Origin of the sequence: Rhodococcus sp. IEGM1339, from assembly GCF_050321925.1 — a bacterium.
In the GTDB taxonomy this organism is placed as follows: Bacteria; Actinomycetota; Actinomycetes; order Mycobacteriales; family Mycobacteriaceae; genus Rhodococcus; species Rhodococcus pyridinivorans.
Window position 1 is genome coordinate 19,989 of record NZ_JBNQFT010000001.1, and the last position, 22,728, is coordinate 42,716.

Here is a 22,728-nt window from a genome sequence, read left to right on the forward strand (position 1 = left end):
GTCCGACGCCGTGATCGGCGATCCGGCCGTCATGCGCCCGCGCCGTCGAAGTCGGGATCGTCGGCGTCGTCCGTCTCCACACGGCGCCCCTCCGAAGTACCGGCGGTGTCGCCGTCGTCGACACCGGTTCGCACACACCGCATCCGATTCATCGATCGCGGCCCTGCCGTCGAGCGCAGCGCGCGCAGTGGTGATCGACCCGGGACACATCGCACCGTTCGTGGGTCCATGCCGGTGAGCTCCTCCCGTCGTGGACCGTTGTCGTCACGGCCCTCTGTCTCGTTCGACGCGCCGGGACGCCCGACGGTTCCACTCGGGACGAAATCGGCCGTTCCGATCCGGGAGCGAACGGTCAGATACCCCGTTCGATCACCGCGGCGGTGACGCGGTCGTCGATCGACGACACCGGGTTCTCCCGTGCCACCCAGGGATCGCCGCCGAAGTACTTCGCGAAGATCTTCTCCGCCGTGCGGGTGGCGATCGCCTGCGTCGTCAACGTCGGGTTCGGACCTCCGAGACTGTTGGCGAGCGCCGAGTTGTCGGCGACGAACAGCCTTCTCACCCACCGGGCCTCCGCATCGGCGTCGAGCACCGAATCCCGGTCGCTCACCCCCATCCTCATGCTCGACTGCGAGTGCAGGATCAGCGGCGGCCAGTCGCAGCGATGCACCCTCTTCGCGCCCGCCGCCCTCATCAACTCGACGGCCTTGCGGGTCGCGTAGTCACGATTGCGCCGGGTACGAGCCGAGCGCCTGCGATGCTGCACGGTCACCCGCGGCGCCAGACCGCCTTCGTCCGGATACAGGATCGGCGAGAGCGTCACGCGGTTGTCCGGTTCGACGTCGTCGTCCGAGATGACGAGCGCCGCGAGGACGCGGTCGGCGTCCGCCATCGTGTCGAGCAGGTCGCGTCCGACGAGCCGACCCACACTGTCCGCCCCCGCCGAATCGACGACACCTCCGGCACGTCCGTACCCGTGGATGCCGGAGTCGCTGAAGTTCAGCGCGTATGCGATCAACGCCGGGGGCAGGCCGACCTGCTCGATCCCGCCGTAGCCGGGCAGATCGACGCGCGCGTTGGATCCCGGTCCGCGCGTTTGCCCGGTGTACTCGTCGAAGACGCCGAAGACCGCGTCCATGTGGTGGTCGGTGAGGCCGCGGCCGACCCATCCGTTCGGATTGGGCAGCGTCGAGTTCAGCCACAATCTCGAGCTTTCGATGCACCCGGCCGCCAGCACCACCACCGGGGCGGTCGCCTCGTGCTCCTCCCCCGCTGTCGTGAACCGCACGCCGTGTGCCACGGTCTCCCCGTTCACTTCTTCGACGAGGATCTCGGAGACCACCGCATCGGCGATCAGGGTGACGGCACGCCCCTGGGGTGACCACGCGTCTGCGGTGAGCATCATCGGGACGTACGAGTTGTCGGTGGAGCGTTTGGCCTTGAGATTTCGCGGCGCCCCCAGCGGCAGGAAACAGCCCTGATAGCAGTGCCCGCACATCGTGCAGCCCCGCGCTTCGGGATGGTGCAGACGCGCGCGGTCGCGGGTGCGGCCGGCGGTGCCACCGGGTTGGAGGATCGCGTTCTGCTGGGCGCGGTGGGCGGGCCCGGTGGTGTCGAGCGAGGTCTGATGCGGCAGCCCCATGGCGGCTGCACCCCGCAGGAACAACTGCTCCTTGGCGCCCATCGGTGCGGTCTGCACGGGCAGCGTGGCCTCCACCCACTCGTAGTAGGGACGCAGCTCGTCGTATCCGAAGGGGAACAGGTGCGCCGTGTCGTACATGTCGCGGTCGGCGCCGTCGTATCCGGAGAACGCGCCGGGTGCCGCTCGGGGTGAGTTCCCGAAGAAGTGGAGCGTGGTGCCACCGACGCCGGACACCTGCCACACGAACGAGTTCTGGGGCAGATCACGTAGCCACGGGGGCCGCGAGCGGTCTCCGGGCCCGTGACGGAACAGCCCGGTGATCGGATTGTTGATGTCGTCCTCGAAGTGGGTCCACTCGTTCTCCGGGTCGGCGAAACGGGGTCCTGCTTCGAGAACGAGCACGTCGAGGCCGCGCGCTGCGAGTTCCTTGGCCACGACGGGTCCGCCACCCCCGGCGCCGATGACGATGACGTCGGTCATCTATCCCTCCACCTCGTCGATTTCGCCGTAGTAGCCCAGGAACTCGTCCCACCCGTCACTCGGCCCTGCATAGCGGCTCAACTCCCAGCCGACCGGCCGCCCCGTGAGCTCGCGCCGAGTACGGTTGTACGCGGAGACCTCCGAGAACGCCGCGAAGGCCGCCAGCGTGGGAATCGCGTTGACCACGAATTTCAGCACCAGACCTTCGAAACGCGGGTCGGTGTCGAGCCATTCGAAGACCTGCGCCTTCGCGGCATGACTCAGGTTCGCGAACGGCGCTGCGAACGGACCACTCACCGAACGCGGGTCGGCGGTGACACCGAAAGTGTTGAGCAGCACCGCGATCGCCGCGGCGCCGGGCAGGTTGCCCGCCTCGGGTCCGAGCAGCGGCATCGGCGAGGCCTGGTCCAGGGTTCGCTCGAGGGATTCCGCGGTGCCGGCGGTGACGCCGCCGGGCCGGTCGGTCCACACGCCCTGTTGGTGCGAGTACGGGTCGTTGCCGGGTGCGACGAACGCGAGCACCCCGTTGATCGTGTCGCGTACGGGCGGCGTCTCGTTCAGCGGACTCGCGTCGGCTTCGCTCGCGAGCACCCCTGCGGTGCCGATCAACGCCGCCATCGTCGCGGCCGTCCCGGCGAGAAAACGCCGCCTGTTCCAGTACCCGTGCTGCGGGTCGTCCACGTCGCCCCCTCGTCGTTGCCGTGGTGCAGCGTACGAGATGTCGTGGAACGATTGCGGAATGTCGTCCGGATCGTCCGGCGGGTCGCACGGACCGGTGGAGCGATCCACGGAAATCGGGTAGCTCGCTACCCGTGCCGTCCGCGCACGGGGCGTGCAGGATTCGAACACGGCCGATCGGTGCGACGGGGTGGGAATCATGTTGCAGAAGAAGAGGGAGAGCAACCGGTTCGCGTCCGTCCTGGAGACACTCCGAGGCCGGGACGATGCTCCTGCTGATCGTCCCGGCGACGAGCGTCGCGCCGACGTTCTTGCGCCGGCCTCGGACACGGCACCTGCCGGACTGCGCAATGCGACGCCTTCGCGATTGCACATCACCGACGCGGACGGCCGGACGCTCGCGTGCGCACCGCTCGAACGTCGCGTACCGACCGACCCGCAGCGGCAGTGGCCCTGGGAGGCGCTGATCCGCCACGGATAGGTCGTCCCCTCCGCGCCACAGCGGAGACACATCTCGGCGGCACCGAGGCTCGTTCCCGCCGCCGTCTGCACACTGTCACGTTGTGGTGCATGCTCGTGACCAGCGTGGCGGTGCCGGTGGCGGCTTTCGCCACTGGCTGGTGAGGATCGCGGAGGCTCCCGTCGTCGGTGAACCGGTATCTGTGAGGACCGAAGTGCCGGACAACGACCTCCACGACTGCCGCCATCCGAGTTCGAGGATCTCGTCCCTGTACCGACGGTTCACCCCGCCGTGCCGGATCGGGACGATCCTGTGAACGGATTCGAGCAGCGCACTACACAGCGGGAGGACCCATCGCGGTGAAACGGACCGCACCGGCAGCCGGATGCAGGACAATTTCGATAAGGCGAGCGCCCATCGAGAGGAGCCGTGATGAGCACGCCGAGGACGATCACAGGCGAAGTGAGCCCGGAGCGCGATTGCCCGAGCGACTCGTCGCTGGTGCGGTTGATCTACCACCGCAACTTCCTGCTCCCGATCGGTGAGGTCTGGGCGGCACTCACCGATTCGGAGAAGCTGGGCCGTTGGTACGGCACGTACATCGGCGACCCCGCTACGGGCCGTGTGCTCCTGACCATGACGGACGACCACGATTCGGCCACCACCTACGTCGACATCCTCCGGTGTTCTCCCCCCGAGGGATTCGCCGTCGACGTGGACGGGTGGCAGCTCGAGGTGGTGCTGCGTCAGGTCGGGAAGGTCACCACCCTCGAGTTCACACACCGGCACGTCCCGCGCTCGGAGGCCGGAGAGATCGGGCCGGGGTGGCAGTACTACCTCGACCGCCTCGACGCAGCACTGGCCGGCACCCGCCCGCCGTTGTGGGACGACTACCTCGACCTGGTCGACGAATACCGCTGACCGGCGCCTTTCGCTGCAGTGATCCGCCCGACGAGCACCACCGGAAATCTCCATCGACGAGTACCGCAGGCCGTACAAGGTGGACGAGGTCGCCAACGACCGGATCGAGGAGGTCTGGTTCACGGGCGTCCACTCCGACGTCGGCGGTGGATTCGAGGACTGCCGGAACAGACGAGCGCGACGGCGACGCCGACCCGGATGAGCCGCATCTGGTGGCTCATCGGGCGAGGAACTCGTGAGATCCTCGGCGGGGCACGATCGCCCGAAGGACTGAAGATCCACGAGAGCGTCGAGCTCCGGGAGGACGGTCTGGCGACCCGGCTACGGAATCCGCACTGGGTCGATCCGGAGTGGTACACGCCGATGCGCTACGACCTCGAGGTATCCGGCCATACGAACCGCCGGACCGCGCCGCTCCGCCCCCATCGGAGGTCTCGGCGCACCGGGGTCGGTCACAACTCCCGTGAACGCGACAGCTCCGCCGACCTCGCCCTGAGGTGGCGCCGCTCGGGTTCGGTACCGGCGAGCTCGAGCGCCCGCCGATACGCTTCGGCCGCTTCACCTTTCCGGCCGACCCGAGCCAGCAACTCGGCTCGTGCCACCACGTGCGGTCCGTAGTCGCGGATACTCGGCTCGTCGGCGAGTCCGTCGAGGAGTTCGAGTCCGGCCGCGGGCCCGTCGCGCATCGCGACCGCCACGGCGCGGTTCAGTGCGACGATCGGTGACGGGCTCAGGGCGGTCAGTACGTCGTAGAGGGCGATGATCTGCGGCCAGTCGGTGCTGTCGACGTCGCTCGCCTCGTCGTGCAACGCGGCTATCGCGGCCTGCACCCCGTACGGGCCGGGTGGTCGTCCGGTGAGTGCGGCGACCACCAGTGCGCTGCCCTCCTCGATCATCGCGCGGTCCCATCGGGTGCGGTCCTGCACGTCGAGCAGCATGACGGCGCCGGTCGGGTCGGTGCGTGCGTCCCGGCGGGCATGGACGAGCAGCATCAGCGCGAGCAACCCGCTCACCTCCCGTTCCGTCGGCATCAGACGGTGCAGGATGCGGGTGAGGCGGACCGCCTCCTCTGCGAGGGCGAGGCGTTGCAGATGTTCACCGCTGCTCGCGGCATAGCCCTCGGTGAAGATCGAGTACAGCGCCGCGAGCACCACCGGCAGGCGCTCCGGCAACTCGTCCGGTCCGGGTACCCGGAACGGGATGCGGGCACCGCGGATCTTCTTCTTGGCCCGCACGATCCGCTGGGCCATCGTCGGCGACGGGACGAGGAAGGCCCGCGCGACCTCGTTCGTCGTGAGACCACCGAGGCAGCGCAGGATCAGCGCGACGCGGTCGTCCGCCGCGAGGGCGGGGTGGGCGCACGTGAAGAACAGTTCGAGGCGGTCGTCCGTCAGTTCTCCGGCATCGGGCGGTTCGTACGACGCGCGACGTTCGGTGTCGACGGCGAGTTCCGCCAGTCGCGTCGCATACACGCGGTCGCGGCGCACCCGATCCAGCGCTCGGCGCCTGGCCGTGGTGAGCAGCCAAGCGCCCGGACGCTCGGGCACACCGTCGACCGGCCAGTGCACGAGCGCCGCCTCGAGTGCCTCCGATGCGACCTCCTCGGCGAGGTCGAGGTCGCCGAAGCGATGGACGAGCGCGGCGAGGAGCCGGCCGTGTTCCTCGCGGAACACCGACTCGACGGCCGAGGCCGGCTCCCCCATCGCTCAGTCCCCGAAGTCGGCGATCGGCCGCACGACGACCGTGCCGCCGTCCCGCGATCCGGGACAGCGTGCCGCCCAGTCGAGTGCCTCGTCGAGGCTGCCGACGTCGATGACGTCGTATCCGCCGAGCACCTCGCGGCTCTCGCCGAACGGTCCGTCGGTCACCGTGCGTCGTCCGTCCGCGTCGACCTGCACGGTCGTCGCGGTGACGAGATCCTGCAGGGCGTGCCCGGACACGAGGACACCCGCGTCGCGCATCGCCTTCTCGTAGTCCTGCCAGTCCTCGACGGTGCAGGTGGCCTCGTCGGTCGTGGATGCGTAGATCAACAGCATGTACTTCATGGCGGTCGCTCCCGTCTGTGTGGTGTTCGTCCTACACCATCACGACGAACGGACACCTGTCGGATCGACGCCCGACGAGAAATTTTTTCTAACCGCTGTTGCGCAACGCCGTGGCGAGACCGTTCATCGTGATCTGGATACCGCGCCGGACACGGTCGGTGTCCTCACCGGCACGGAACCGGCGCAGCAACTCGACCTGCAGGTGGTTGAGCGGTTCGAGATACGGGAACCGGTTGTGCAGCGACCGCTCGAGCGCCGGATTATCCGCGACGAGCGAGTCGTAGCCCGTGATCTGTCGGTAGGCGTCGACTGTACGGGCGTGCTCGTCGACGATGCTGCCGAACACCCGCTCGCGCAGTTCGGTGTCCTCGACGAGTTCGGAGTACCGGGCGGCCAGGCCGAGATCGGACTTGGCGAGCACCTGCGCCATGTTCGACAGCACCGAACGGAAGAACGGCCAGCGACGGTAGAGATCCTGCAGGGTCGCCAACCGGTCCGGATCACCGGCCACCCAGTCCTGCACAGCCGTTCCCGTGCCGTACCAGCCGGGGAGCATCACGCGGCTCTGGGTCCACGAGAGCACCCACGGGATGGCCCGCAGGTCACTGATCGCCTTCGTCTGCTTGCGGGAGGCGGGACGGCTGCCGATGTTGAGGGCACCGATCTCCGAGACCGGCGTCGCGGTGGTGAAGTACTCGACGAATCCCGGTGTCTCGTGCACGAGCCGGCTGTACGCGGCGCGAGCGAGGTCGGCAAGTTCGTCGAGGATGCGGTAGGCCTCCGGCGCGTCCTTCCCGAGGCCTTCCACATCGAGCAGGCTCGACTCGAGGGTCGCCGAGACGAGCGCCTCGAGGTTGCGGCGGGCGAGCACCGGTTCGCGGTACTTCGCGGCGATGACCTCGCCCTGCTCGGTCAGACGCAACGAGCCCTGGACCGCGCCGGGAGGCTGGGCCAGGATGGCGTCGTAACTCGGTCCGCCACCGCGACCGACGGTGCCGCCGCGACCGTGGAACAGGCGCAGCCGGATCCCGGCGGTGCGCGCCGCCTCGACGAGATCGAGTTCCGCGCGGTAGAGCGCCCAGTTGGCGGTGAGATAACCGCCGTCCTTGTTGGAATCGGAGTAGCCGAGCATGATCTCCTGCAGTCCGTCGTGTCCGTCGACGAGGCTGCGGAACTCGGGCACGGCGAGGGCGGCGGTCAGCGTGGCGGCACCGTCGCGCAGGTCGTCGATCGTCTCGAACAGCGGGATGACCTGCACCGTGCTGCGCGGATAGCCGCGGTCGAGGTCGAGCAGCCCGACCTCCTTGAGCAGGACCTCGACCTCGAGCAGGTCGGACACCGAGGTGCACATGCTGATGATGTAGTGCTCGATGGCGGCCGGTCCGATGCGACGGACCACGTCGGCGGCAGCACGCAGGATGCCCAGTTCCTTGGCTGTCTCGTCCGACAGGTGGGCGTCGGGGGTGGTGAGCGGGCGGCGGATCCGCAACTCCGCGGTGAGCAGCGCGACCTTGTCGTCCTCCGGCAGGTCGCGGTAGCGGTCGGTCACTCCCGCCCAGGAGAGCAGTTCGGCGACGACGTTCTCGTGGACCTCGGAATTCTGACGCAGGTCGAGTGGCGCGAGGTGGAAGCCGAAGACCTCGACGGCGCTGCGCAGGTGCGCGAGTCGATCGTCGGCGATCACGGTCGCTCCGCCGGCGCGCAGCGAGGCGTCGACGATGTTCAGGTCGGTGTGCAGGCGGGCCGGGGTGGCATAGGGCTCGCACGGGATACGCACCGTGTGGGGCAGATCCACGCCGGGCAGCAGCCTGTCCGCGGTGGCGGTGAGGCGAGCGCGGATACCGTGTACGGCGCGTCGGTACGGCTCGTCGCTGTGGGCGGGATTGTCGTCGCCCGAGTCGTCGGCGAGCTTCTTCAGGGCGCTGCTGATGGTCGCGGTGCGTTCGGACATCGACAGTTCGCGTTCGAGCGCGGCGAGTTCGGTGAGGTGATGTCGCAGCGCGGTCTCACAGGCGCGATTCGCGGCCGTGGTGACGACCTCGCCGTCGACGTTGGGGTTGCCGTCGCGGTCGCCGCCGATCCAGGTTCCCGGCCGGACCAGCGGTTCGGTGAGCACCGCCGCGTCGGGCCAGCGTCGCCGGAGTTCGCGTCGCACTTCGGCGTTGAGGGCGGGAACGACGTCGAACAGTGCGAGGTCGTAGTAGCGCAGACCGTTGTCGACCTCGTCGATGATCCTCAGGCGCGCGAGCCGGATGAGCGCGGTGTCCCAGAGGGTCAGGATGTGCCGGTACAGGGCGCGGTCGATTTCCTCGAGCGCGGCGGGTTCGTCGGTCCTCTCCCGGCGCCGCATGAGTTCGGTGACGGCGGTCTGGACGTCGAAGACGGTGCGTCGGCGGGTCTCGGTGGGATGAGCGGTGATGACGGGGGCGACGAGAGCCGACGCGAGCGCGTCGGTCACGGTGTCGGCATCGAGGCCCGGACCGGCGGCGTCGAGCTTGGCGTAGGTGGCGGCGAGGCTGCTGTCCTGCGGTGGGTCGCCTGCGCGCACGTGCAGGGCTCGACGTCGTTCGCGGTGCAGATCCTCGGCGAGATTGGCGAGCAGACCGAAATGGCTGAACGCCCGGGCGACGGGAATCAGGTCGTCGGTGGCGACGCCGGCGAAGCGTTCGGCGAGTTCGGTGCGGTCGATCTCGGAGCGCCGGATCCGGAAACTCTCCACCCGCGCCGATTCGACCAGGTCGAAGGTCTCGGGTCCTGCCTGCTCACGGATGACGTTGCCGAGGATGCCGCCGAGCAGGCGGATGTCCTCGCGGAGGGGTTCGGTAGCAGAGGCAGGCACGGTGTCCGTCATACGGCCAGTATCTGTGCCCGGCGGCCGGGGCGCGACCGCGGCAGCGTCCGTGCACGTGCGGGGATCAGCTGAACTTGATCTGCAGTCCGATGCCGAGGATCGAGATCACCCAGATGATGCCGGTGAAGACGGTGAGACGGTCGAGGTTCTTCTCCGCCACCGTCGAGCCCGAGAGATTGGACTGGACTCCGCCACCGAACAGGCTGGACAGACCACCGCCCTTACCGCGGTGCAGCAGCACCAGCAGGATGAGCAACAGGCTCGTGACGATCAGGAGGATGTCCAGGAACAGTTCCATGTCGGTGTTCGATGTCCTTCGGATGGTGGGCGACGTCGGCGTCAGCTTACCCGCTCGTCCTGTGGGGACGCTGCGGGTGTGCCGGGGACGCCGGGTGGGCGAAATGCGGGCGGGGTGCAGCATCTCGTCGAGATCCTGCACCCCGCCCGATGCCGGTCGCTCTAGAGGAGCGGACCGCCTGCGGCGATCGCCGACAGCTGAGCGAATTCGTCGGCATTGAGGGAGGCGCCTCCCACGAGGCCGCCGTCGACGTCGGTCTGAGCGATGAGCTCACCGACGTTCTTGGCGTTGACCGACCCGCCGTACAGGACTCGGACCGATGCCGCGACCTCGGGCGAGGCCAGTTCGGCGAGGGTACTGCGCACCGCGGCGCACACCTCCTGCGCGTCGGCCGCCGAAGCAACCTTGCCCGTGCCGATGGCCCAGACCGGCTCGTACGCGACGACGATCTTTGCGATCTCGTCGGCGGACAGGCCGGCGAGCGAGTTCTTCAACTGCTCGACGTTGTACTCGACGTGGTTGCCGGCTTCGCGGACGTCGAGTCCTTCACCGATGCACACGATCGGAGTGAGACCGTGCCGCAGCGCGGCCTTGGTCTTGTCGCGGACGATCTCGTCGGTCTCACCGTGCAGGGTGCGACGCTCGGAGTGCCCGACGATCACGTAGGTGCAGCCGAGCTTCGCGAGCATCGCGCCGGAGATCTCGCCGGTGTAGGCGCCGGAGTCGTGGACCGAGATGTCCTGGGCTCCGTAGGTGATGCCGAGCTTGTCGCCCTCGACGAGGGTCTGCACCGAGCGAATGCCGGTGAACGGCGGGATGACCGTCACGTCGACCTTCTCGAGGTACTTCTCGGGAAGGGTGAACGCGATCTTCTGCACCAGGGCGATGGCCTCGAGGTGGTTGAGGTTCATCTTCCAGTTGCCCGCGATGAGCGGTGTCCGTGCCATGACCGTCAGCCCTCCAGAACTGCGATGCCGGGCAGTTCCTTGCCCTCGAGGTACTCGAGGGAGGCGCCACCACCGGTGGAGATGTGGGAGAAGCGGTCCTCACCGAGTCCGAGCGACCGCACGGCCGCAGCGGAGTCGCCGCCACCGACGACGCTGAACGCGCCCTTGCCGGTGGCCTCGATGATCGCTTCCGCTACACCCTTCGTGCCCGCCGCGAAGTTCTCGAACTCGAACACGCCCATCGGGCCGTTCCAGAACACCGTCTTCGCCGAGCCGAGGAGCGAGGCGAAACGCCGCACGGACTCCGGTCCGATGTCGAGGCCCATCCATCCGTCGGGGATGGAGTCGGCCGCGACGGTCTGCGACTGTGCGTCGGCCGCGAACTTGTCGGCCACCACCACGTCCTGAGGGATGTGGATGACGTCGCCGAAGCGTTCGAGCAGTTGCTTGCAGGTGTCGATCATCGACTCCTCGAGCAGCGACGTGCCGACCGAGTAGCCCTGTGCCGCAAGGAAGGTGAAGCACATGCCGCCACCGATTACGAGCGTGTCGACCTTGGGTGCGAGCGCCTCGATGACCCCGAGCTTGTCGGAGACCTTCGAGCCGCCGAGCACCACGGCGTACGGACGCTCGGTGTCGGTGGTGAGCTTGGAGAGCACGTCGACCTCGGCCGCGACGAGACCACCCGCGTAGTGCGGGAGCAGCGTCGCGACGTCGTAGACCGACGCCTGCTTGCGGTGCACGACACCGAAGCCGTCGGAGACGAATGCGCCGTCGTCGCCGACGAGCTCGACGAGCTCACGGGCGAAGGCGAGCCGCTCGGCATCGTCCTTGCTGGTCTCGCGAGCGTCGAAGCGGACGTTCTCGAGCAGGAGGATGTCGCCGTCGGTCAGCCCTTCGGAACGCGCCAGCGCATCCTGGCCGACGACGTCGGAGGCGAGCTGGACGTTGCGGTCGAGCACCTCACCGAGTTTCGCTGCGACGGGCGCGAGCGAGTACTTCGGATCCGGCTCGCCCTTGGGGCGGCCGAGGTGCGCGGTCACGACGACCTTGGCCCCGGCCTCCGCGAGCGTGCGGATGGTGGGCGCGGACGCGAGGATGCGGCCGGCGTCGGTGATCGTGTCGCCGTCGAGCGGGACGTTGAGGTCGGAGCGCACGAGTACGCCCCGACCCTCCACACCTGCGTCGAGCAGATCCTCGAGGGTCTGAACTGCCACTGTTCAAATGTCCTGTTCTACGAGTTTCAAAGAGACTTGCCGACGAGACCGACGAGGTCGGCAAGACGATTCGAGTAGCCCCACTCGTTGTCGTACCACGAGACGACCTTGACCTGCTCGTCGATGACCTTGGTCAGAGGCGCGTCGAAGATCGACGAGTGCGGGTCGGTGACGATGTCCGAGGACACGATCGGATCGGTGTTGTACTTCAGGATGCCCTTCAGCGGACCCTCCGCGGCAGCCTTCAGTGCGGCGTTGACCTCATCGGCGGTGGTCTTCTTGGTGAGGGTCGCGGTGAGGTCGGTGACCGAGCCGGTCGGGACCGGGACGCGCAGCGCGTAGCCGTCGAGCTTGCCGAGCAGCTCGGGGAGCACGAGGCCGATGGCCTTGGCGGCGCCTGTGCCGGTGGGGACGATGTTCAGGGCGGCAGCGCGGGCGCGACGCAGATCCTTGTGCGGTCCATCCTGCAGGTTCTGGTCCTGGGTGTACGCGTGGATCGTGGTCATCAGGCCCTTCTCGATGCCGAACTCGTCGTTCAGCACCTTGGCGAGGGGGCCGAGGCAGTTCGTGGTGCACGAGGCGTTGGAGATGATGTTCTGCGTGCCGTCGTACTTGTCGTGGTTGACGCCCATGACGATGGTGATGTCCTCGTCGGTGGCAGGCGCCGAGATGATGACCTTCTTGGCGCCGGCGTCGATGTGCCCCTTCGCCTTGGCGGCGTTGGTGAAGATGCCGGTGGACTCGACGACGACGTCGACACCGAGGTCGCCCCACGGAAGAGCGGAGGGGCCCTCCTTGATCGAGAGGGCCTTGATCTTCCGATCGCCGACGACGATGTCGTCGCCCTCGACATGCACGTCCTTGTCGAGGCGCCCCAGGATCGAGTCGTACTTCAGGAGCGTCGCGAGGGTGTCGTTGTCGGTGAGGTCGTTGACGGCAACGATCTCGATGTCGGTGGTGCCGAGTGCCTTCTGTGCCTCGACCGCCCGGAAGAAGTTGCGCCCGATGCGTCCGAATCCGTTCACGCCTACGCGGACAGTCACAATGAAGCTCCTTTGCCCAGTATTCCGATGGTCGTACTTGTGTGACCTTCACCCTAGTGGGGTTCGGTCGTACTGTGGGGAGCCGCCCGGCCGTGGCGCGAACTCCCTTGCAAGCCTGCCCCGCTATGCCTCGTCCAGCAACTCAGCGGTGACGGCCGACTCCGTATCGGGGATCCCGAGTTCCTTCGCGCGACGATCCGCCATCGACAGCAGGCGGCGGATCCGTCCCGCGACGGCGTCCTTGGTCATCGGCGGATCGGCGAGCTGGCCGAGCTCCTCGAGGGACGCCTGACGGTGCTGCACGCGCAGCGCGCCGGCGGCAGCGAGGTGGTCGGGCACGTCGGCGCCGAGGATCGCCAGCGCCCGCTCGACCCGCGCGGCGGCCGCCACGGCGGCGCGTGCGGACCGGCGCAGATTGGCGTCGTCGAAGTTGGCGAGGCGGTTCGCGGTCGCCCGCACCTCCCGGCGCATGCGGCGTTCCTCCCAGACCAGCCGGGTGTCCTGCGCGCCCATGTGGGTGAGCAGCGCGCCGATGGCCTCGCCGTCGCGGATCACCACCCGGTCGGCGCCGCGCACCTCACGCGCCTTGGCAGTGACGCCGAGCCGGCGGGCGGCGCCGACGAGCGCGAGGGCGGCCTCCGGGCCGGGGCAGCTCACCTCGAGCGCCGAGGAACGGCCCGGTTCGGTGAGCGAGCCGTGGGCGAGAAACGCCCCGCGCCACGCCGCGGCGGAGTCGGAGACGCTGCCGCCGACCACCTGTGCCGGCAGTCCGCGCACCGGTCGTCCGCGACCGTCGAGCAGACCGGTGCGGCGGGCCAGCGCCTCACCGTCCTTCCCGACACGGACGATGTACCGGGAGCTCTTGCGCAGACCACCCGCGCCGAGCACCTGAATCTCCGCGGGATAGCTGTAGAGCTCGAAGATCTCGCGGCGGAGGCGACGTGCGATCGATCCGAGGTCGACCTCGGCCTCGACGACCACTCGCCCGGCGACGATGTGCAATCCCCCGGCGAAGCGCAGGAGGGCGGACACCTCGGCCTTGCGGTTGCTGATCCTGGTGACCGACAACCTGCTCAGCTCGTCCTTGACCTCCGCTGTCATTGCCACGAGACGCTCTCCCTCCCACCCCCGCGTGTGGCACGGACTCCACCGCGCGAGGACAGACATGTTTCCAGTGCCCCCGCCAACTTGGCGGGGTCGTGTCGATGCGTACCGGTCTCGGCGACGTCGACGAACGAGACGTCCGCTCCGAATCGGGCCGCGGACCGGCTCAGGTGCTCGCGCTCGCGTCCTTCCGGTACCGAGGCAGCATCCACGACGACCTGGTCGACACGGAAATCGGGGGCGTGCTGGGCGAGAACGTGCAGGTGGCGTTCCGCGGAGAAGCCTGCGGTCTCCCCCGGTTCCGCCGCGAGGTTGAGCACGAGGACCTTGAGCGCCGTCGTGTGGACCAGCGCCTCGTGCAGGTCCGGGACGAGCACGTGCGGGATGACGCTCGAGAACCAGGATCCCGGGCCGAGCACCACGAGATCGGCCTCGCACACCGCGTCGAGCGCAGGCGGGCAGGCCGGCGGATCGGCGGGAATCAGCCGGACCCGGCGCACCTTGCCCGGGGTGGTCGCCACCGCGACCTGCCCCCGGATGCAGCGGCTCACCCGCGGGTCGGATTCGAGTCCCGACACGTCGGCCTCGATGTCGAGCGGGATCGGCGACATGGGCAGCACACGGCCGCGCACGTCGAGGACGCGGGCGAGCATGTCGAGGGCGGTGACGGTGTCGCCCGCGACCTCGGCGAGCCCGGCGAGGATCAAGTTGCCGACCGAGTGCCCGGCGAGGGCGCCCGTGCCCCCGAAGCGGTGTTGGACGGTCTCGGTCCACACCCGGACCTCGTCGTCGCGGCCGGCGAGCGCTGCGAGCGCCATGCGCAGGTCGCCGGGTGGGACGACGCCGAGTTCGGCGCGCAGCCGTCCCGAGGACCCTCCGTCATCGGCGACGGTCACCACGGCGGTGACCCGGTCGGTGAGGCGCCGGACGGCACTGAGCGTCGCGTACAGGCCGTGTCCGCCACCGAGAGCAGTGATCGCGGGGCCGGGCACCGCCCCGGAGCTCGGAGCGCTCTCGGAGTACGGCGTGCTGTCGGAGTCGGGAGTCTCGGCGGCGTTCACTCGCGCCCCAGATCCCGGTGCACCACGTTCACCGTCAGATCCGGTGCCTGCTCGAGGCGTGCAGCGAGGGCCTCGGCCATCGCCACGCTCCGGTGTTTCCCTCCGGTGCAGCCCACTGCAATCGTCATGTAGCGCTTCCCCTCCCGACGGTAACCGGCGGTCGTCAGATCGAGCAGCCGGTGATAGGTGGCGAGATAGTCCTCGGCACCGTCGCGGGAGAGTACATAGTCGCGCACCGCCGCGTCCTGCCCGGTGTGCGGCCGCAATTCGGCGATCCAGTGGGGGTTCGGCAGGAACCGCACGTCGCACACGACGTCGGAGTCCATGGGCAGGCCGTACTTGAAGCCGAACGACTCCACGGTCACCCGGATGGTGTCGGATGTGGCGTCGCCGAAGGCCGCCTCGATCTTGCGACGCAGATCGGGCCCGGACAGCGCGGACGTGTCGATGACGAGGTCGGCCGCGGCCTTCACGGGAGCGAGCTGCTCGCGTTCGACGGCGATGCCGTCGGTGAGCGTGCGATCGGCCGTGTCGGACTGCAGCGGATGACTGCGGCGTACCTGCTCGAACCGCCGGACGAGCACCGAGTCGGCCGCTTCGAGGAACAGCACCCGGGTGTTGACCGGGCGGGCCGCCAGATCGGTGACGACGCGTTCGAGGTCGCCGGTGAACAACCGGCTGCGCACGTCCATCACCACTGCGAGACGTTGCAGCGGAGGTTCGGCCTGCACCGCGAGATCGATCATCGACAGCACCAACTGGGGCGGGAGGTTCTCCGCGACGTACCACCCGAGATCCTCGAGGGCGGTCGCCGCAGTACTCAGTCCGGCTCCGGACAGTCCGGTGACGACGATGACCTCGGCCTGCGCCGGCCGTTCACCGTCGACACCCTGTTCCGAACCGTCCGCCATCCCCGGGATCCGACCCACTTCGGTCACTGTTCCGACTCCGCTCGTACTCCCGACACGCCGACGGAGCCATCATCGCCTACGGGCGTGTCGCCCGCATCCGCGGCCGTCGGGTCACCCGCAGGTGCCGCAGCCGGATCGCTCGCATCCGCGACGGTCGGGGCGCCGGTGTCGTGCGGCGACTCGGCCGGAGCCGGTACGTCGCCCCGCAGCGCCTCGAGGACGGCTTTCGCCGTGGCCTGCCCGATCCCGGGCACCGCGGTGATCTCCTCGACGCTCGCCTCGCGTAGCCGCGCGACCGACCCGAAGTGGGTGACGAGCGCCTTGCGTCGGGTGTCACCGAGACCACGAACCCCGTCGAGAGCGGAGGCGGTCATGCGCTTGGACCGCTTGCTGCGGTGGTAGGTGATCGCGAAACGGTGTGCCTCGTCGCGGATACGCTGCAGCAGGTACAGCGACTCGCTGGTGCGCGGAAGGATCACCGGGTCCTCCTCCCCCGGCACCCACACCTCCTCGAGACGCTTCGCGAGCCCGACGACCGCGACATCCGTGATACCGAGTTCGTCGAGGACCTCGGCCGCGGCCGCGACCTGCGGCGCACCACCGTCGACGACGAACAGGTTCGGCGGGTAGGCGAACCTGCGCGGACGGCCCGTCGCCGGGTCCAGTGCTGCTTCGGGCGCGAGGTCCCCGCCGTCGCCACCCTCCGGAACGGATCCGTCCGAATCGGCCTGTCGGGCGAGGTCGCGGTTGTGGCGGAGGAAACGCCGGCGGGTGACCTCGGCGATCGAGGCGACGTCGTCGGAGTGCCCGTCGCCCGCGGCGTGCTTGATGGCGTAGTGCCGGTAGTCGGACTTGCGGGGCAGTCCGTCCTCGAAGACGACCAGCGATGCGACGACGTCGGTGCCCTGCACGTGGCTGATGTCGACACACTCGATACGCAGCGGCGCCGAGTCGAGGTCGAGGACGTCCTGGATACCCTGCAACGCCGCCGATCGGGCATTGAAGTCGCCCGCGCGCCGCAGCTTGTGCTGGGCAAGTGCTTCCTTGGCGTTGCGTTCGACCGTGTCGGCCAGTGCCTTCTTGTCGCCGCGCTGCGGGATGCGCAGACGCACGGGACCGCCGCGCAGACGCCCGAGCCAGCGGCTCATCTCGTCCGGGTCGGGCGGCAGGGCGGGGACGAGCACCTCGCGCGGCACGGCACTGGTGGCGTCCGCGTCGTCGGTGCCGAGCGCGGCCTCCTCGCCGTAGAACTGGGTGAGGAACTGTTCGACGAGCAGCGAGAGTTCTTCGGCGTCGTCGGTCCCCTCGGCGGCCTCGACGCCTTCGACGTCGCGGTCCTCGGGACGGTCGAGCACGTCGCCGGACTTCTCGACGACCCAGCCGCGTTGACCCCGCACGCGACCGCCGCGCACGTGAAAGACCTGGACGGCCACCTCGAGGTCGTCGCCGGCGAACGCCACGAGGTCGGCGTCGGTACCGTCGCCGAGCACGACGGCCTGCTTCTCGAGTGCCTTGCGCAGTGCCCCGAGATCGTCGCGCAGGCGGGCTGCGGTCTCGAAGTCGAGTTCCTCCGCGGCGTCCTGCATCCGCTTCTCGACATCGCGGACGAGTTTGTCGGTGCGACCGGCGAGGAAGTCGCAGAAGTCCTCGACGATGCGGCGGTGTTCGTCGGCGGAGACGCGTCCGACACACGGCGCGGAGCATTTGTCGATGTAGCCGAGCAGGCACGGGCGGCCGATCTGCGCGTGCCGCTTGAAGACCCCGGCCGAGCACGTGCGCGACGGGAACACCCGCAGCAACAGGTCGAGGGTCTCGCGGATCGCCCAGGCATGCGAGTAGGGACCGAAATAGCGCACGCCCTTGCGGCGCGGCCCCCGGTAGACGAACAGACGGGGGTATTCCTCGTTCAACGTGACCGCGAGCATCGGGTACGTCTTGTCGTCGCGGTAGCGGACGTTGAACCGCGGATCGAACTCCTTGATCCAGTTGTACTCGAGTTGGAGTGCCTCGACCTCGGTGCGCACCACCGTCCACTCGACCCGGCCCGCGGTGGTCACCATCTGACGGGTGCGCGGATGCAGCGAGGCGATGTCGGCGAAGTACGAGTTCAGGCGGGACCGGAGATTCTTCGCCTTGCCGACGTAGACGACCCGGCCGTGCGGGTCGCGGAACTTGTAGACCCCCGGCTCCGTGGGAATGGAACCGGGGGCTGGGCGATATGTCGAGGGGTCGGGCACAGGTCCAGGCTAGTCGTCGCCCCTGACGGCTCCGCCGTCGTCGTTGCGCCTGACGGCTCCGCCGTCGTCGTTGCGCCTGACGGCTCCGCCGTCGTCGTTGCGCCTGACGGCTCCGCCGTCGTCGTTGTCGCTGACGGCTCCGCCGGTGTAGCGGGACTCCAGTTCGCGGAAACGCTCGAGCGCGTCCACGGCGCGTTCCCCGTCGCGCGCCTGGATGGCGACGACGGGCACGTACTCGTCGAACGGCAGTTCGAGGCGGGCCCAGGGGGCGCCCTGGTCGAAGAACAGCCCGCGCACGTCGGTCCACGGGATGTGTCGTTCGGCGACCACGTTGCGGACGGAGACGCCGTCGGCACCCGCCCGCAGCCGTGGGCGGGTGAACAGCAGGACGCCTCCGGTGAGCACGACACCGATGGCGAGGATCGCGATCTGGTCGACGACCCGCAGGTGCACGCCGGTGTCGCCGCCCCCGCGGAGCACGAGCGCCGCGAAGATGTGGATGGCCATGACGACGACCGCCGCCACGACGACCCAGCGCCGCATCTTCTCCGGGCGTACCTCGAGATCCCAGCCGGTCTCGTTGCGGGTCAACGCGCCGCCTTCCGCAGCCGCCGCAGGGTCACGGCGGTGTCGAGCGCGGCCGCGCAGGCCTGGCCGCCCTTGTCTTCCGCGGAGCCGGGCAGACCGGCGCGGTCGCGGGCCTGCTGTTCGGTGTCGGTGGTGAGAACACCGTTGCCCACGGGGGTGCCCTCGTCGAGCGCGATCCGGGTGAGGCCGTAGGTCACGGCGTCGCACACGTACTCGAAGTGCGGTGTGCCGCCGCGGATCACCACGCCGAGCGCGACGACCGCGTCGTGGGTGCAGGCGAGCTGCTGCGCGACGACGGGAAGCTCGATCGCTCCGGCGACCCGCTCGAGGGTGACGTCGGTGACACCCGCCTGCTCGGCGACACGCTGTGCGCCTGCGATGAGGGCGTCGGAGATCTCGGTGTGCCAGCTGCCGGCGACGATCGCAAGGCTCAGCCCTGCGGCGTCGGCGAGCTGCAGGTCGGGCAGGCCTTCGCCGCTCATCAGGCGTCTCCCTCGTCGAACTCGTCGAGACCGATCAGGTCGTGGCCCATGCGATCGCGCTTCGTGCGCAGGTACGAGATGTTCTCGCGGTTCGCGCGCAACGGCATCGGGACACGTTCGGTGATCTGCAGGCCGTAGCCGTCGAGACCGACGCGCTTGGCCGGGTTGTTGGTCAGCAGCCGCATCGACGAGATACCGAGGTCGACGAGGATCTGAGCGCCGATGCCGTAGTCGCGGGCGTCGGCGGGCAGGCCGAGTTGCAGGTTGGCGTCGACGGTATCGGAGCCGGAGTCCTGCAGCTGGTAAGCCTGCAGCTTGTGCATCAGGCCGATGCCGCGTCCCTCGTGGCCACGCATGTAGAGCACGACGCCGCGGCCTTCCTCGGCCACCATCTCGAGGGCGGCGTCGAGCTGCGGACCGCAGTCGCAGCGCAGCGACCCGAAGACGTCGCCGGTCAGGCATTCGGAGTGCACACGCACGAGCACGTCGGAGCCGTCGCCGTCCGGGCCGGCGATGTCGCCGCGGACGAGCGCGACGTGTTCGACGTCGTCGTAGATGCTCTGGTAGCCGACGGCCGTGAAGTCGCCGTGCCGGGTGGGGATGCGGGCCTCGGCGACGCGCACGACGTGCTTCTCGTGCTTGCGGCGCCATGCGATGAGATCCGCGATCGAGATCAGGGCGAGTTCGTGTTCGTCGGCGAAGACCCGCAGTTCGTCGGTGCGCGCCATCTCGCCTTCGTCCTTCTGCGAGACGATCTCGCAGATGACGCCGGCCGGTCGCAGGTCGGCCATGCGCGCGAGGTCGACGGCGGCCTCGGTGTGCCCGGGCCGGCGCAGGACGCCGCCCTCCTTGGCGCGCAGCGGCACCACGTGACCGGGACGCGTGAAGTCCTGGGCGGTGGAGTTCGGGTCGGCGAGCAGCCGCATGGTGGCGGCGCGGTCGGACGCGGAGATACCTGTGCCGATGCCTTCCCTCGCGTCGACGGTGACCGTGTAGGCGGTGCCGTGCTTGTCCTGGTTGACGCTGTACATGGGAGGCAGACCGAGACGGTCGCAGTCCTCGCCGTCCAGGGGCACGCACAGGTACCCGGACGTGTAGCGGACCATGAACGCCACGAGTTCCGGCGTTGCCTTCTCCGCGGCGAAGATGAGGTCGCCCTCGTTTTCACGGTCTTCGTCGTCGACCACGACGACCGCCTTACCGGCGGCGATGTCGGCGACCGCGCGCTCGATGGTGTCGAACCTCGTCACTTCCCTGGACTCCAACTCTCGTATCCGGACGACTCGTGCTCCGCGTCCACTGTCGATCTCCACAGTACGACGCGTCAGCGCGCGTTCTGCAGGCGCTCCACGTACTTGGCGATCACGTCGACCTCGAGGTTGACGAGGGTGCCCGGCTCGGCGGTGCCGAGCGTCGTCAGCGACAGCGTGGTCGGAATGAGCGAGATCTCGAACCACTCCTGTCCGCGTTCCCCTCCGAGACCCGAGACCGTCAACGAGACACCGTCGACGGTGATCGATCCCTTTTCGACCACGTAGCGGGAGATTTCGGCCGGGAGCGAGATGCGCACCACAGTCCAGTTCTCCGAGGGTGTGCGGGAGACGACGGCTCCGGTGGCGTCGACGTGGCCCTGCACGAGGTGGCCGCCGAGGCGACTGTTCAGCGCGGCGGCGCGTTCGAGGTTGACGGAGCTGCCGAGCGTGAGCTGTCCGAGCGACGACCGGTTCAGCGTCTCCTGCATTACATCGGCGGTGAAGGACCCGCCGTCGAGGACGTCGACGACCGTCAGGCACACCCCGTTGACCGCGATCGAATCGCCGTGCTCGGCGTCGGAGGTGACCAGCGGTCCGCGCACGGTGAAGCGTGCCGAGTCGGCGAGGTCCTCCTTCGCGACGATCTCACCGAGTTCCTCGACTATGCCGGTGAACATGTTCCGCTCCTTAGCTCCCGATCCGCGACCGGGTCCGATTCGGTTGTCCCGGTCCGGGACGAGTGTCGGTTGTCCCGGTCCGGGACGAGTGTCAACAGAATGTCCGAGCCGACGGTCTCGACCCGTTCCCGGCGGAACCGTAGCGCGTCGGAGATCGTGCCCACCCCGGCGTCCTCGACGGCGGCCTCGCCGGCTCCGAGCACGACGGGCGCCAGGTATGCCTGGATGCGGTCGACGCAGCCCGCTGCGAGGAAGGCGCCCGCGAGCCGGGGGCCGCCTTCGAGCAGCACGTCGGGTCGGTCGCCGAGCGCGTCGAGCACCTCCCCGATGTCGTGGGTGCGCAACACCAGCGTCGGCGCCGCGTCATCGAGAACTCTTGCGGAGGTGGGGATCTCACGCATACCGATAACGACCCTCAGCGGCTGGTGCGGCGCGAGTTCGCCGTCGGGCAGACGGGCGGTCAACCACGGGTCGTCGGTGAGGACGGTGCCGGTTCCGACGATGATGGCGTCGAGCCGGCTGCGCTGGTCGTGCACGCGCGCACGCGACTCGGGACCGGAGATCCACTTGCTCGTGCCGTCGGCGGCCGCGCTGCGACCGTCCATCGACGCGGCGTACTTCCACGTCACGTGCGGCCGGCCGGTGTGTTGCCGGTGCAGCCATGCCCGCAGCGGGCCGCGGGCGACGGTCTCGGCACCGAGACCGGGATGCACCGTGATGCCCGCGGCGCGGAGGGTGTCGGCGCCGCCCCCGGCGACGGGATTCGGATCGGCGACGGAGTAGTACACCGTCGCGATCCCCGCCTCGATGAGGGCCTGCGCGCACGGGCCGGTGCGGCCGGTGTGGTTGCACGGTTCGAGGGTGACGACGGCGGTTCCGCCGCGCGCGCGTTCGCCCGCGGCCTCGAGTGCCCGGACCTCCGCGTGTGGACCGCCGGGTGGTGCGGTGGCCCCGACACCTGCCACCGCGCCGTCCGCGTCGAGGATCACCGCTCCGACAGGCGGGTTGGGGCTGGTCGTGCCCCGCACGGCCTCCGAGGCGTCGAGCGCGAACTGGAGGGCTTCGGCGATCTCGGGTGCGGTCACGGCGCGAGCGTCAGGTGCGGGGACGCAGCCCCGGCCTGCGCCCGCAGTTTGCGGACCGCCTCACCGGGATCGGCGGCGCCGTAGACGGCGGACCCGGCGACGAAGCAGTCCACACCGGCTTCCGCGGCGGCCTCGATGGTGTCGGTGTTGATGCCACCGTCGATCTCGACGAGCAGACGCAGTTCACCCGAGTCGACCAGGCGACGCACCTGACGGGCCTTGTCGAGGACGTCCGGGATGAAGGACTGACCACCGAAGCCCGGCTCGACACTCATCACGAGCAGCGTGTCGAACTCCTTCAGGATCCCGAGATAGGGCTCGATGGGGGTGCCGGGCTTGACGGACAGCCCGGCCTTGCCGCCGGCCGCGCGGATGTCGCGGGCCACGGCGACCGGGTCGTCGGTCGCCTCCGCGTGGAAGGTGACGTTGTGGGCACCGGCTTCGGCGTAGGGCGGAGCCCATCGACCGGGGTTCTCGATCATCAGGTGACAGTCGAGCGGGATGTCGGTCGCCTTCAACAGCGACTCGACGACCGGGAGACCGAGCGTCAGGTTCGGAACGAAATGGGCGTCCATGACGTCGACGTGGAGCCAGTCGGCACCGGCGACGGCCTGCGCCTCGTCGGCGAGACGAGCGAAATCCGCGGACAGGATGGACGGAGCGATCATCGGGTGGGCCACAACCGACGAGTCTAGTCGGCGCCCTCCACCGGGTCGGACCTGCGTCGCACGCGCCGCACGCAGCCGAA

22 protein-coding genes are annotated in these 22,728 nt (G+C 69.1%); 3 read left to right on the forward strand and 19 right to left on the reverse strand.

Going from position 1 to position 22,728, the window contains the following annotated elements:
• Positions 1-352 precede the first annotated feature (352 nt).
• Together ACQR3U_RS00095 and ACQR3U_RS00100 are read right to left on the reverse strand one after the other, a co-directional pair.
• On the reverse strand, positions 353-2,122 hold the full coding sequence (locus tag ACQR3U_RS00095) for a GMC family oxidoreductase N-terminal domain-containing protein (RefSeq protein WP_230809434.1): 1,770 nt from the start codon (positions 2,120-2,122) through the stop codon (positions 353-355).
• Positions 2,123-2,911 carry a hypothetical protein gene (locus tag ACQR3U_RS00100; RefSeq protein ID WP_231780697.1) on the reverse strand — a complete coding sequence of 263 codons (789 nt, stop codon included), beginning with the start codon at positions 2,909-2,911 and terminating at the stop codon, positions 2,123-2,125.
• Positions 2,912-2,999: 88 nt separating this feature from the next.
• Between ACQR3U_RS00100 and ACQR3U_RS00105 the strand changes: the two genes are divergently transcribed.
• From ACQR3U_RS00105 to ACQR3U_RS00115, 3 genes are all read left to right on the forward strand, one after another.
• Positions 3,000-3,281, forward strand: a complete 282-nt coding sequence (locus tag ACQR3U_RS00105) for a hypothetical protein (RefSeq protein WP_139192958.1) — start codon at positions 3,000-3,002, stop codon at positions 3,279-3,281.
• A 411-nt stretch (positions 3,282-3,692) separates the two neighbouring features.
• Positions 3,693-4,181, forward strand: a complete 489-nt coding sequence (locus ACQR3U_RS00110; protein WP_019289288.1) for an SRPBCC domain-containing protein — start codon at positions 3,693-3,695, stop codon at positions 4,179-4,181.
• 52 nt (positions 4,182-4,233) lie between these two features.
• A complete protein-coding gene (locus ACQR3U_RS00115; RefSeq protein WP_080678450.1) occupies positions 4,234-4,383 on the forward strand; it encodes a phospholipase effector Tle1 domain-containing protein in 150 nt (49 codons plus the stop codon).
• A 250-nt stretch (positions 4,384-4,633) separates the two neighbouring features.
• On the opposite strand, the gene ACQR3U_RS00120 is transcribed toward ACQR3U_RS00115, so the two are convergent.
• The 17 genes from ACQR3U_RS00120 to rpe form a co-directional block, all read right to left on the reverse strand.
• Complete coding sequence (locus ACQR3U_RS00120; RefSeq protein ID WP_230809436.1) at positions 4,634-5,884, reverse strand: RNA polymerase sigma factor; 1,251 nt, start codon at positions 5,882-5,884, stop codon at positions 4,634-4,636.
• A 3-nt stretch (positions 5,885-5,887) separates the two neighbouring features.
• Positions 5,888-6,226 (reverse strand): YciI family protein, encoded by a 339-nt coding sequence (locus ACQR3U_RS00125; RefSeq protein ID WP_019289286.1) that lies wholly within the window; start codon positions 6,224-6,226, stop codon positions 5,888-5,890.
• A gap of 88 nt (positions 6,227-6,314) precedes the next feature.
• The gene (gene ppc, locus ACQR3U_RS00130) at positions 6,315-9,077 is read right to left on the reverse strand and encodes a phosphoenolpyruvate carboxylase (RefSeq protein WP_230809437.1); all 2,763 of its coding nucleotides are present in this window, start codon (positions 9,075-9,077) and stop codon (positions 6,315-6,317) included.
• A gap of 64 nt (positions 9,078-9,141) precedes the next feature.
• A complete protein-coding gene (gene secG, locus ACQR3U_RS00135) occupies positions 9,142-9,375 on the reverse strand; it encodes a preprotein translocase subunit SecG (protein WP_006551479.1) in 234 nt (77 codons plus the stop codon).
• Positions 9,376-9,536: 161 nt separating this feature from the next.
• Positions 9,537-10,322: a triose-phosphate isomerase gene (gene tpiA / locus ACQR3U_RS00140; RefSeq protein WP_230809438.1), complete on the reverse strand. Its 786-nt coding sequence runs from the start codon at positions 10,320-10,322 to the stop codon at positions 9,537-9,539.
• A 5-nt stretch (positions 10,323-10,327) separates the two neighbouring features.
• Complete coding sequence (locus tag ACQR3U_RS00145) at positions 10,328-11,539, reverse strand: phosphoglycerate kinase (RefSeq protein WP_230809439.1); 1,212 nt, start codon at positions 11,537-11,539, stop codon at positions 10,328-10,330.
• 26 nt (positions 11,540-11,565) lie between these two features.
• On the reverse strand, positions 11,566-12,582 hold the full coding sequence (gap, locus tag ACQR3U_RS00150; protein ID WP_230809440.1) for a type I glyceraldehyde-3-phosphate dehydrogenase: 1,017 nt from the start codon (positions 12,580-12,582) through the stop codon (positions 11,566-11,568).
• A 123-nt stretch (positions 12,583-12,705) separates the two neighbouring features.
• On the reverse strand, positions 12,706-13,689 hold the full coding sequence (gene whiA / locus ACQR3U_RS00155; protein ID WP_006551475.1) for a DNA-binding protein WhiA: 984 nt from the start codon (positions 13,687-13,689) through the stop codon (positions 12,706-12,708).
• On the reverse strand, positions 13,680-14,747 hold the full coding sequence (locus tag ACQR3U_RS00160) for a gluconeogenesis factor YvcK family protein (RefSeq protein WP_033096618.1): 1,068 nt from the start codon (positions 14,745-14,747) through the stop codon (positions 13,680-13,682). The genes whiA and ACQR3U_RS00160 overlap by 10 nt, the downstream gene beginning before the upstream one ends.
• Positions 14,744-15,658, reverse strand: coding sequence for an RNase adapter RapZ (gene rapZ / locus ACQR3U_RS00165; protein WP_006551473.1), 915 nt, complete (start codon positions 15,656-15,658; stop codon positions 14,744-14,746). Before rapZ ends, ACQR3U_RS00160 begins: the two co-directional genes overlap by 4 nt.
• Positions 15,659-15,681: 23 nt before the next feature.
• Positions 15,682-17,895 carry an excinuclease ABC subunit UvrC gene (gene uvrC / locus ACQR3U_RS00170; RefSeq protein ID WP_094980522.1) on the reverse strand — a complete coding sequence of 738 codons (2,214 nt, stop codon included), beginning with the start codon at positions 17,893-17,895 and terminating at the stop codon, positions 15,682-15,684.
• 9 nt (positions 17,896-17,904) lie between these two features.
• Positions 17,905-18,486, reverse strand: coding sequence for a PH domain-containing protein (locus tag ACQR3U_RS00175; protein WP_428692112.1), 582 nt, complete (start codon positions 18,484-18,486; stop codon positions 17,905-17,907).
• Positions 18,483-18,965 carry a 6,7-dimethyl-8-ribityllumazine synthase gene (gene ribH, locus ACQR3U_RS00180; RefSeq protein WP_230809442.1) on the reverse strand — a complete coding sequence of 161 codons (483 nt, stop codon included), beginning with the start codon at positions 18,963-18,965 and terminating at the stop codon, positions 18,483-18,485. Before ribH ends, ACQR3U_RS00175 begins: the two co-directional genes overlap by 4 nt.
• A complete protein-coding gene (locus ACQR3U_RS00185; protein ID WP_006551469.1) occupies positions 18,965-20,215 on the reverse strand; it encodes a bifunctional 3,4-dihydroxy-2-butanone-4-phosphate synthase/GTP cyclohydrolase II in 1,251 nt (416 codons plus the stop codon). The genes ribH and ACQR3U_RS00185 overlap by 1 nt, the downstream gene beginning before the upstream one ends.
• A gap of 74 nt (positions 20,216-20,289) precedes the next feature.
• The gene (locus tag ACQR3U_RS00190) at positions 20,290-20,895 is read right to left on the reverse strand and encodes a riboflavin synthase (RefSeq protein ID WP_024100797.1); all 606 of its coding nucleotides are present in this window, start codon (positions 20,893-20,895) and stop codon (positions 20,290-20,292) included.
• Positions 20,880-21,980: a bifunctional diaminohydroxyphosphoribosylaminopyrimidine deaminase/5-amino-6-(5-phosphoribosylamino)uracil reductase RibD gene (gene ribD, locus ACQR3U_RS00195; protein ID WP_230809443.1), complete on the reverse strand. Its 1,101-nt coding sequence runs from the start codon at positions 21,978-21,980 to the stop codon at positions 20,880-20,882. The genes ACQR3U_RS00190 and ribD overlap by 16 nt, the downstream gene beginning before the upstream one ends.
• The gene (rpe, locus tag ACQR3U_RS00200) at positions 21,977-22,660 is read right to left on the reverse strand and encodes a ribulose-phosphate 3-epimerase (protein ID WP_006551466.1); all 684 of its coding nucleotides are present in this window, start codon (positions 22,658-22,660) and stop codon (positions 21,977-21,979) included. The genes ribD and rpe overlap by 4 nt, the downstream gene beginning before the upstream one ends.
• Positions 22,661-22,728: the final 68 nt, after the last annotated feature.

What these genes read in the sequence shown, in the direction of transcription:
- ACQR3U_RS00095 (WP_230809434.1), bottom strand. Translation starts at nt 2,122, where the DNA reads ATGACCGACGTCATCGTCATCGGCGCCGGGGGTGGCGGACCCGTCGTG.
- ACQR3U_RS00105 (WP_139192958.1), top strand. Translation starts at nt 3,000, where the DNA reads ATGTTGCAGAAGAAGAGGGAGAGCAACCGGTTCGCGTCCGTCCTGGAG.
- ACQR3U_RS00110 (WP_019289288.1), top strand. Translation starts at nt 3,693, where the DNA reads ATGAGCACGCCGAGGACGATCACAGGCGAAGTGAGCCCGGAGCGCGAT.
- ACQR3U_RS00120 (WP_230809436.1), bottom strand. Translation starts at nt 5,884, where the DNA reads ATGGGGGAGCCGGCCTCGGCCGTCGAGTCGGTGTTCCGCGAGGAACAC.
- ACQR3U_RS00125 (WP_019289286.1), bottom strand. Translation starts at nt 6,226, where the DNA reads ATGAAGTACATGCTGTTGATCTACGCATCCACGACCGACGAGGCCACC.
- ppc (WP_230809437.1), bottom strand. Translation starts at nt 9,077, where the DNA reads ATGACGGACACCGTGCCTGCCTCTGCTACCGAACCCCTCCGCGAGGAC.
- secG (WP_006551479.1), bottom strand. Translation starts at nt 9,375, where the DNA reads ATGGAACTGTTCCTGGACATCCTCCTGATCGTCACGAGCCTGTTGCTC.
- tpiA (WP_230809438.1), bottom strand. Translation starts at nt 10,322, where the DNA reads ATGGCACGGACACCGCTCATCGCGGGCAACTGGAAGATGAACCTCAAC.
- rapZ (WP_006551473.1), bottom strand. Translation starts at nt 15,658, where the DNA reads ATGGCGGACGGTTCGGAACAGGGTGTCGACGGTGAACGGCCGGCGCAG.
- ribH (WP_230809442.1), bottom strand. Translation starts at nt 18,965, where the DNA reads ATGAGCGGCGAAGGCCTGCCCGACCTGCAGCTCGCCGACGCCGCAGGG.
- ACQR3U_RS00190 (WP_024100797.1), bottom strand. Translation starts at nt 20,895, where the DNA reads ATGTTCACCGGCATAGTCGAGGAACTCGGTGAGATCGTCGCGAAGGAG.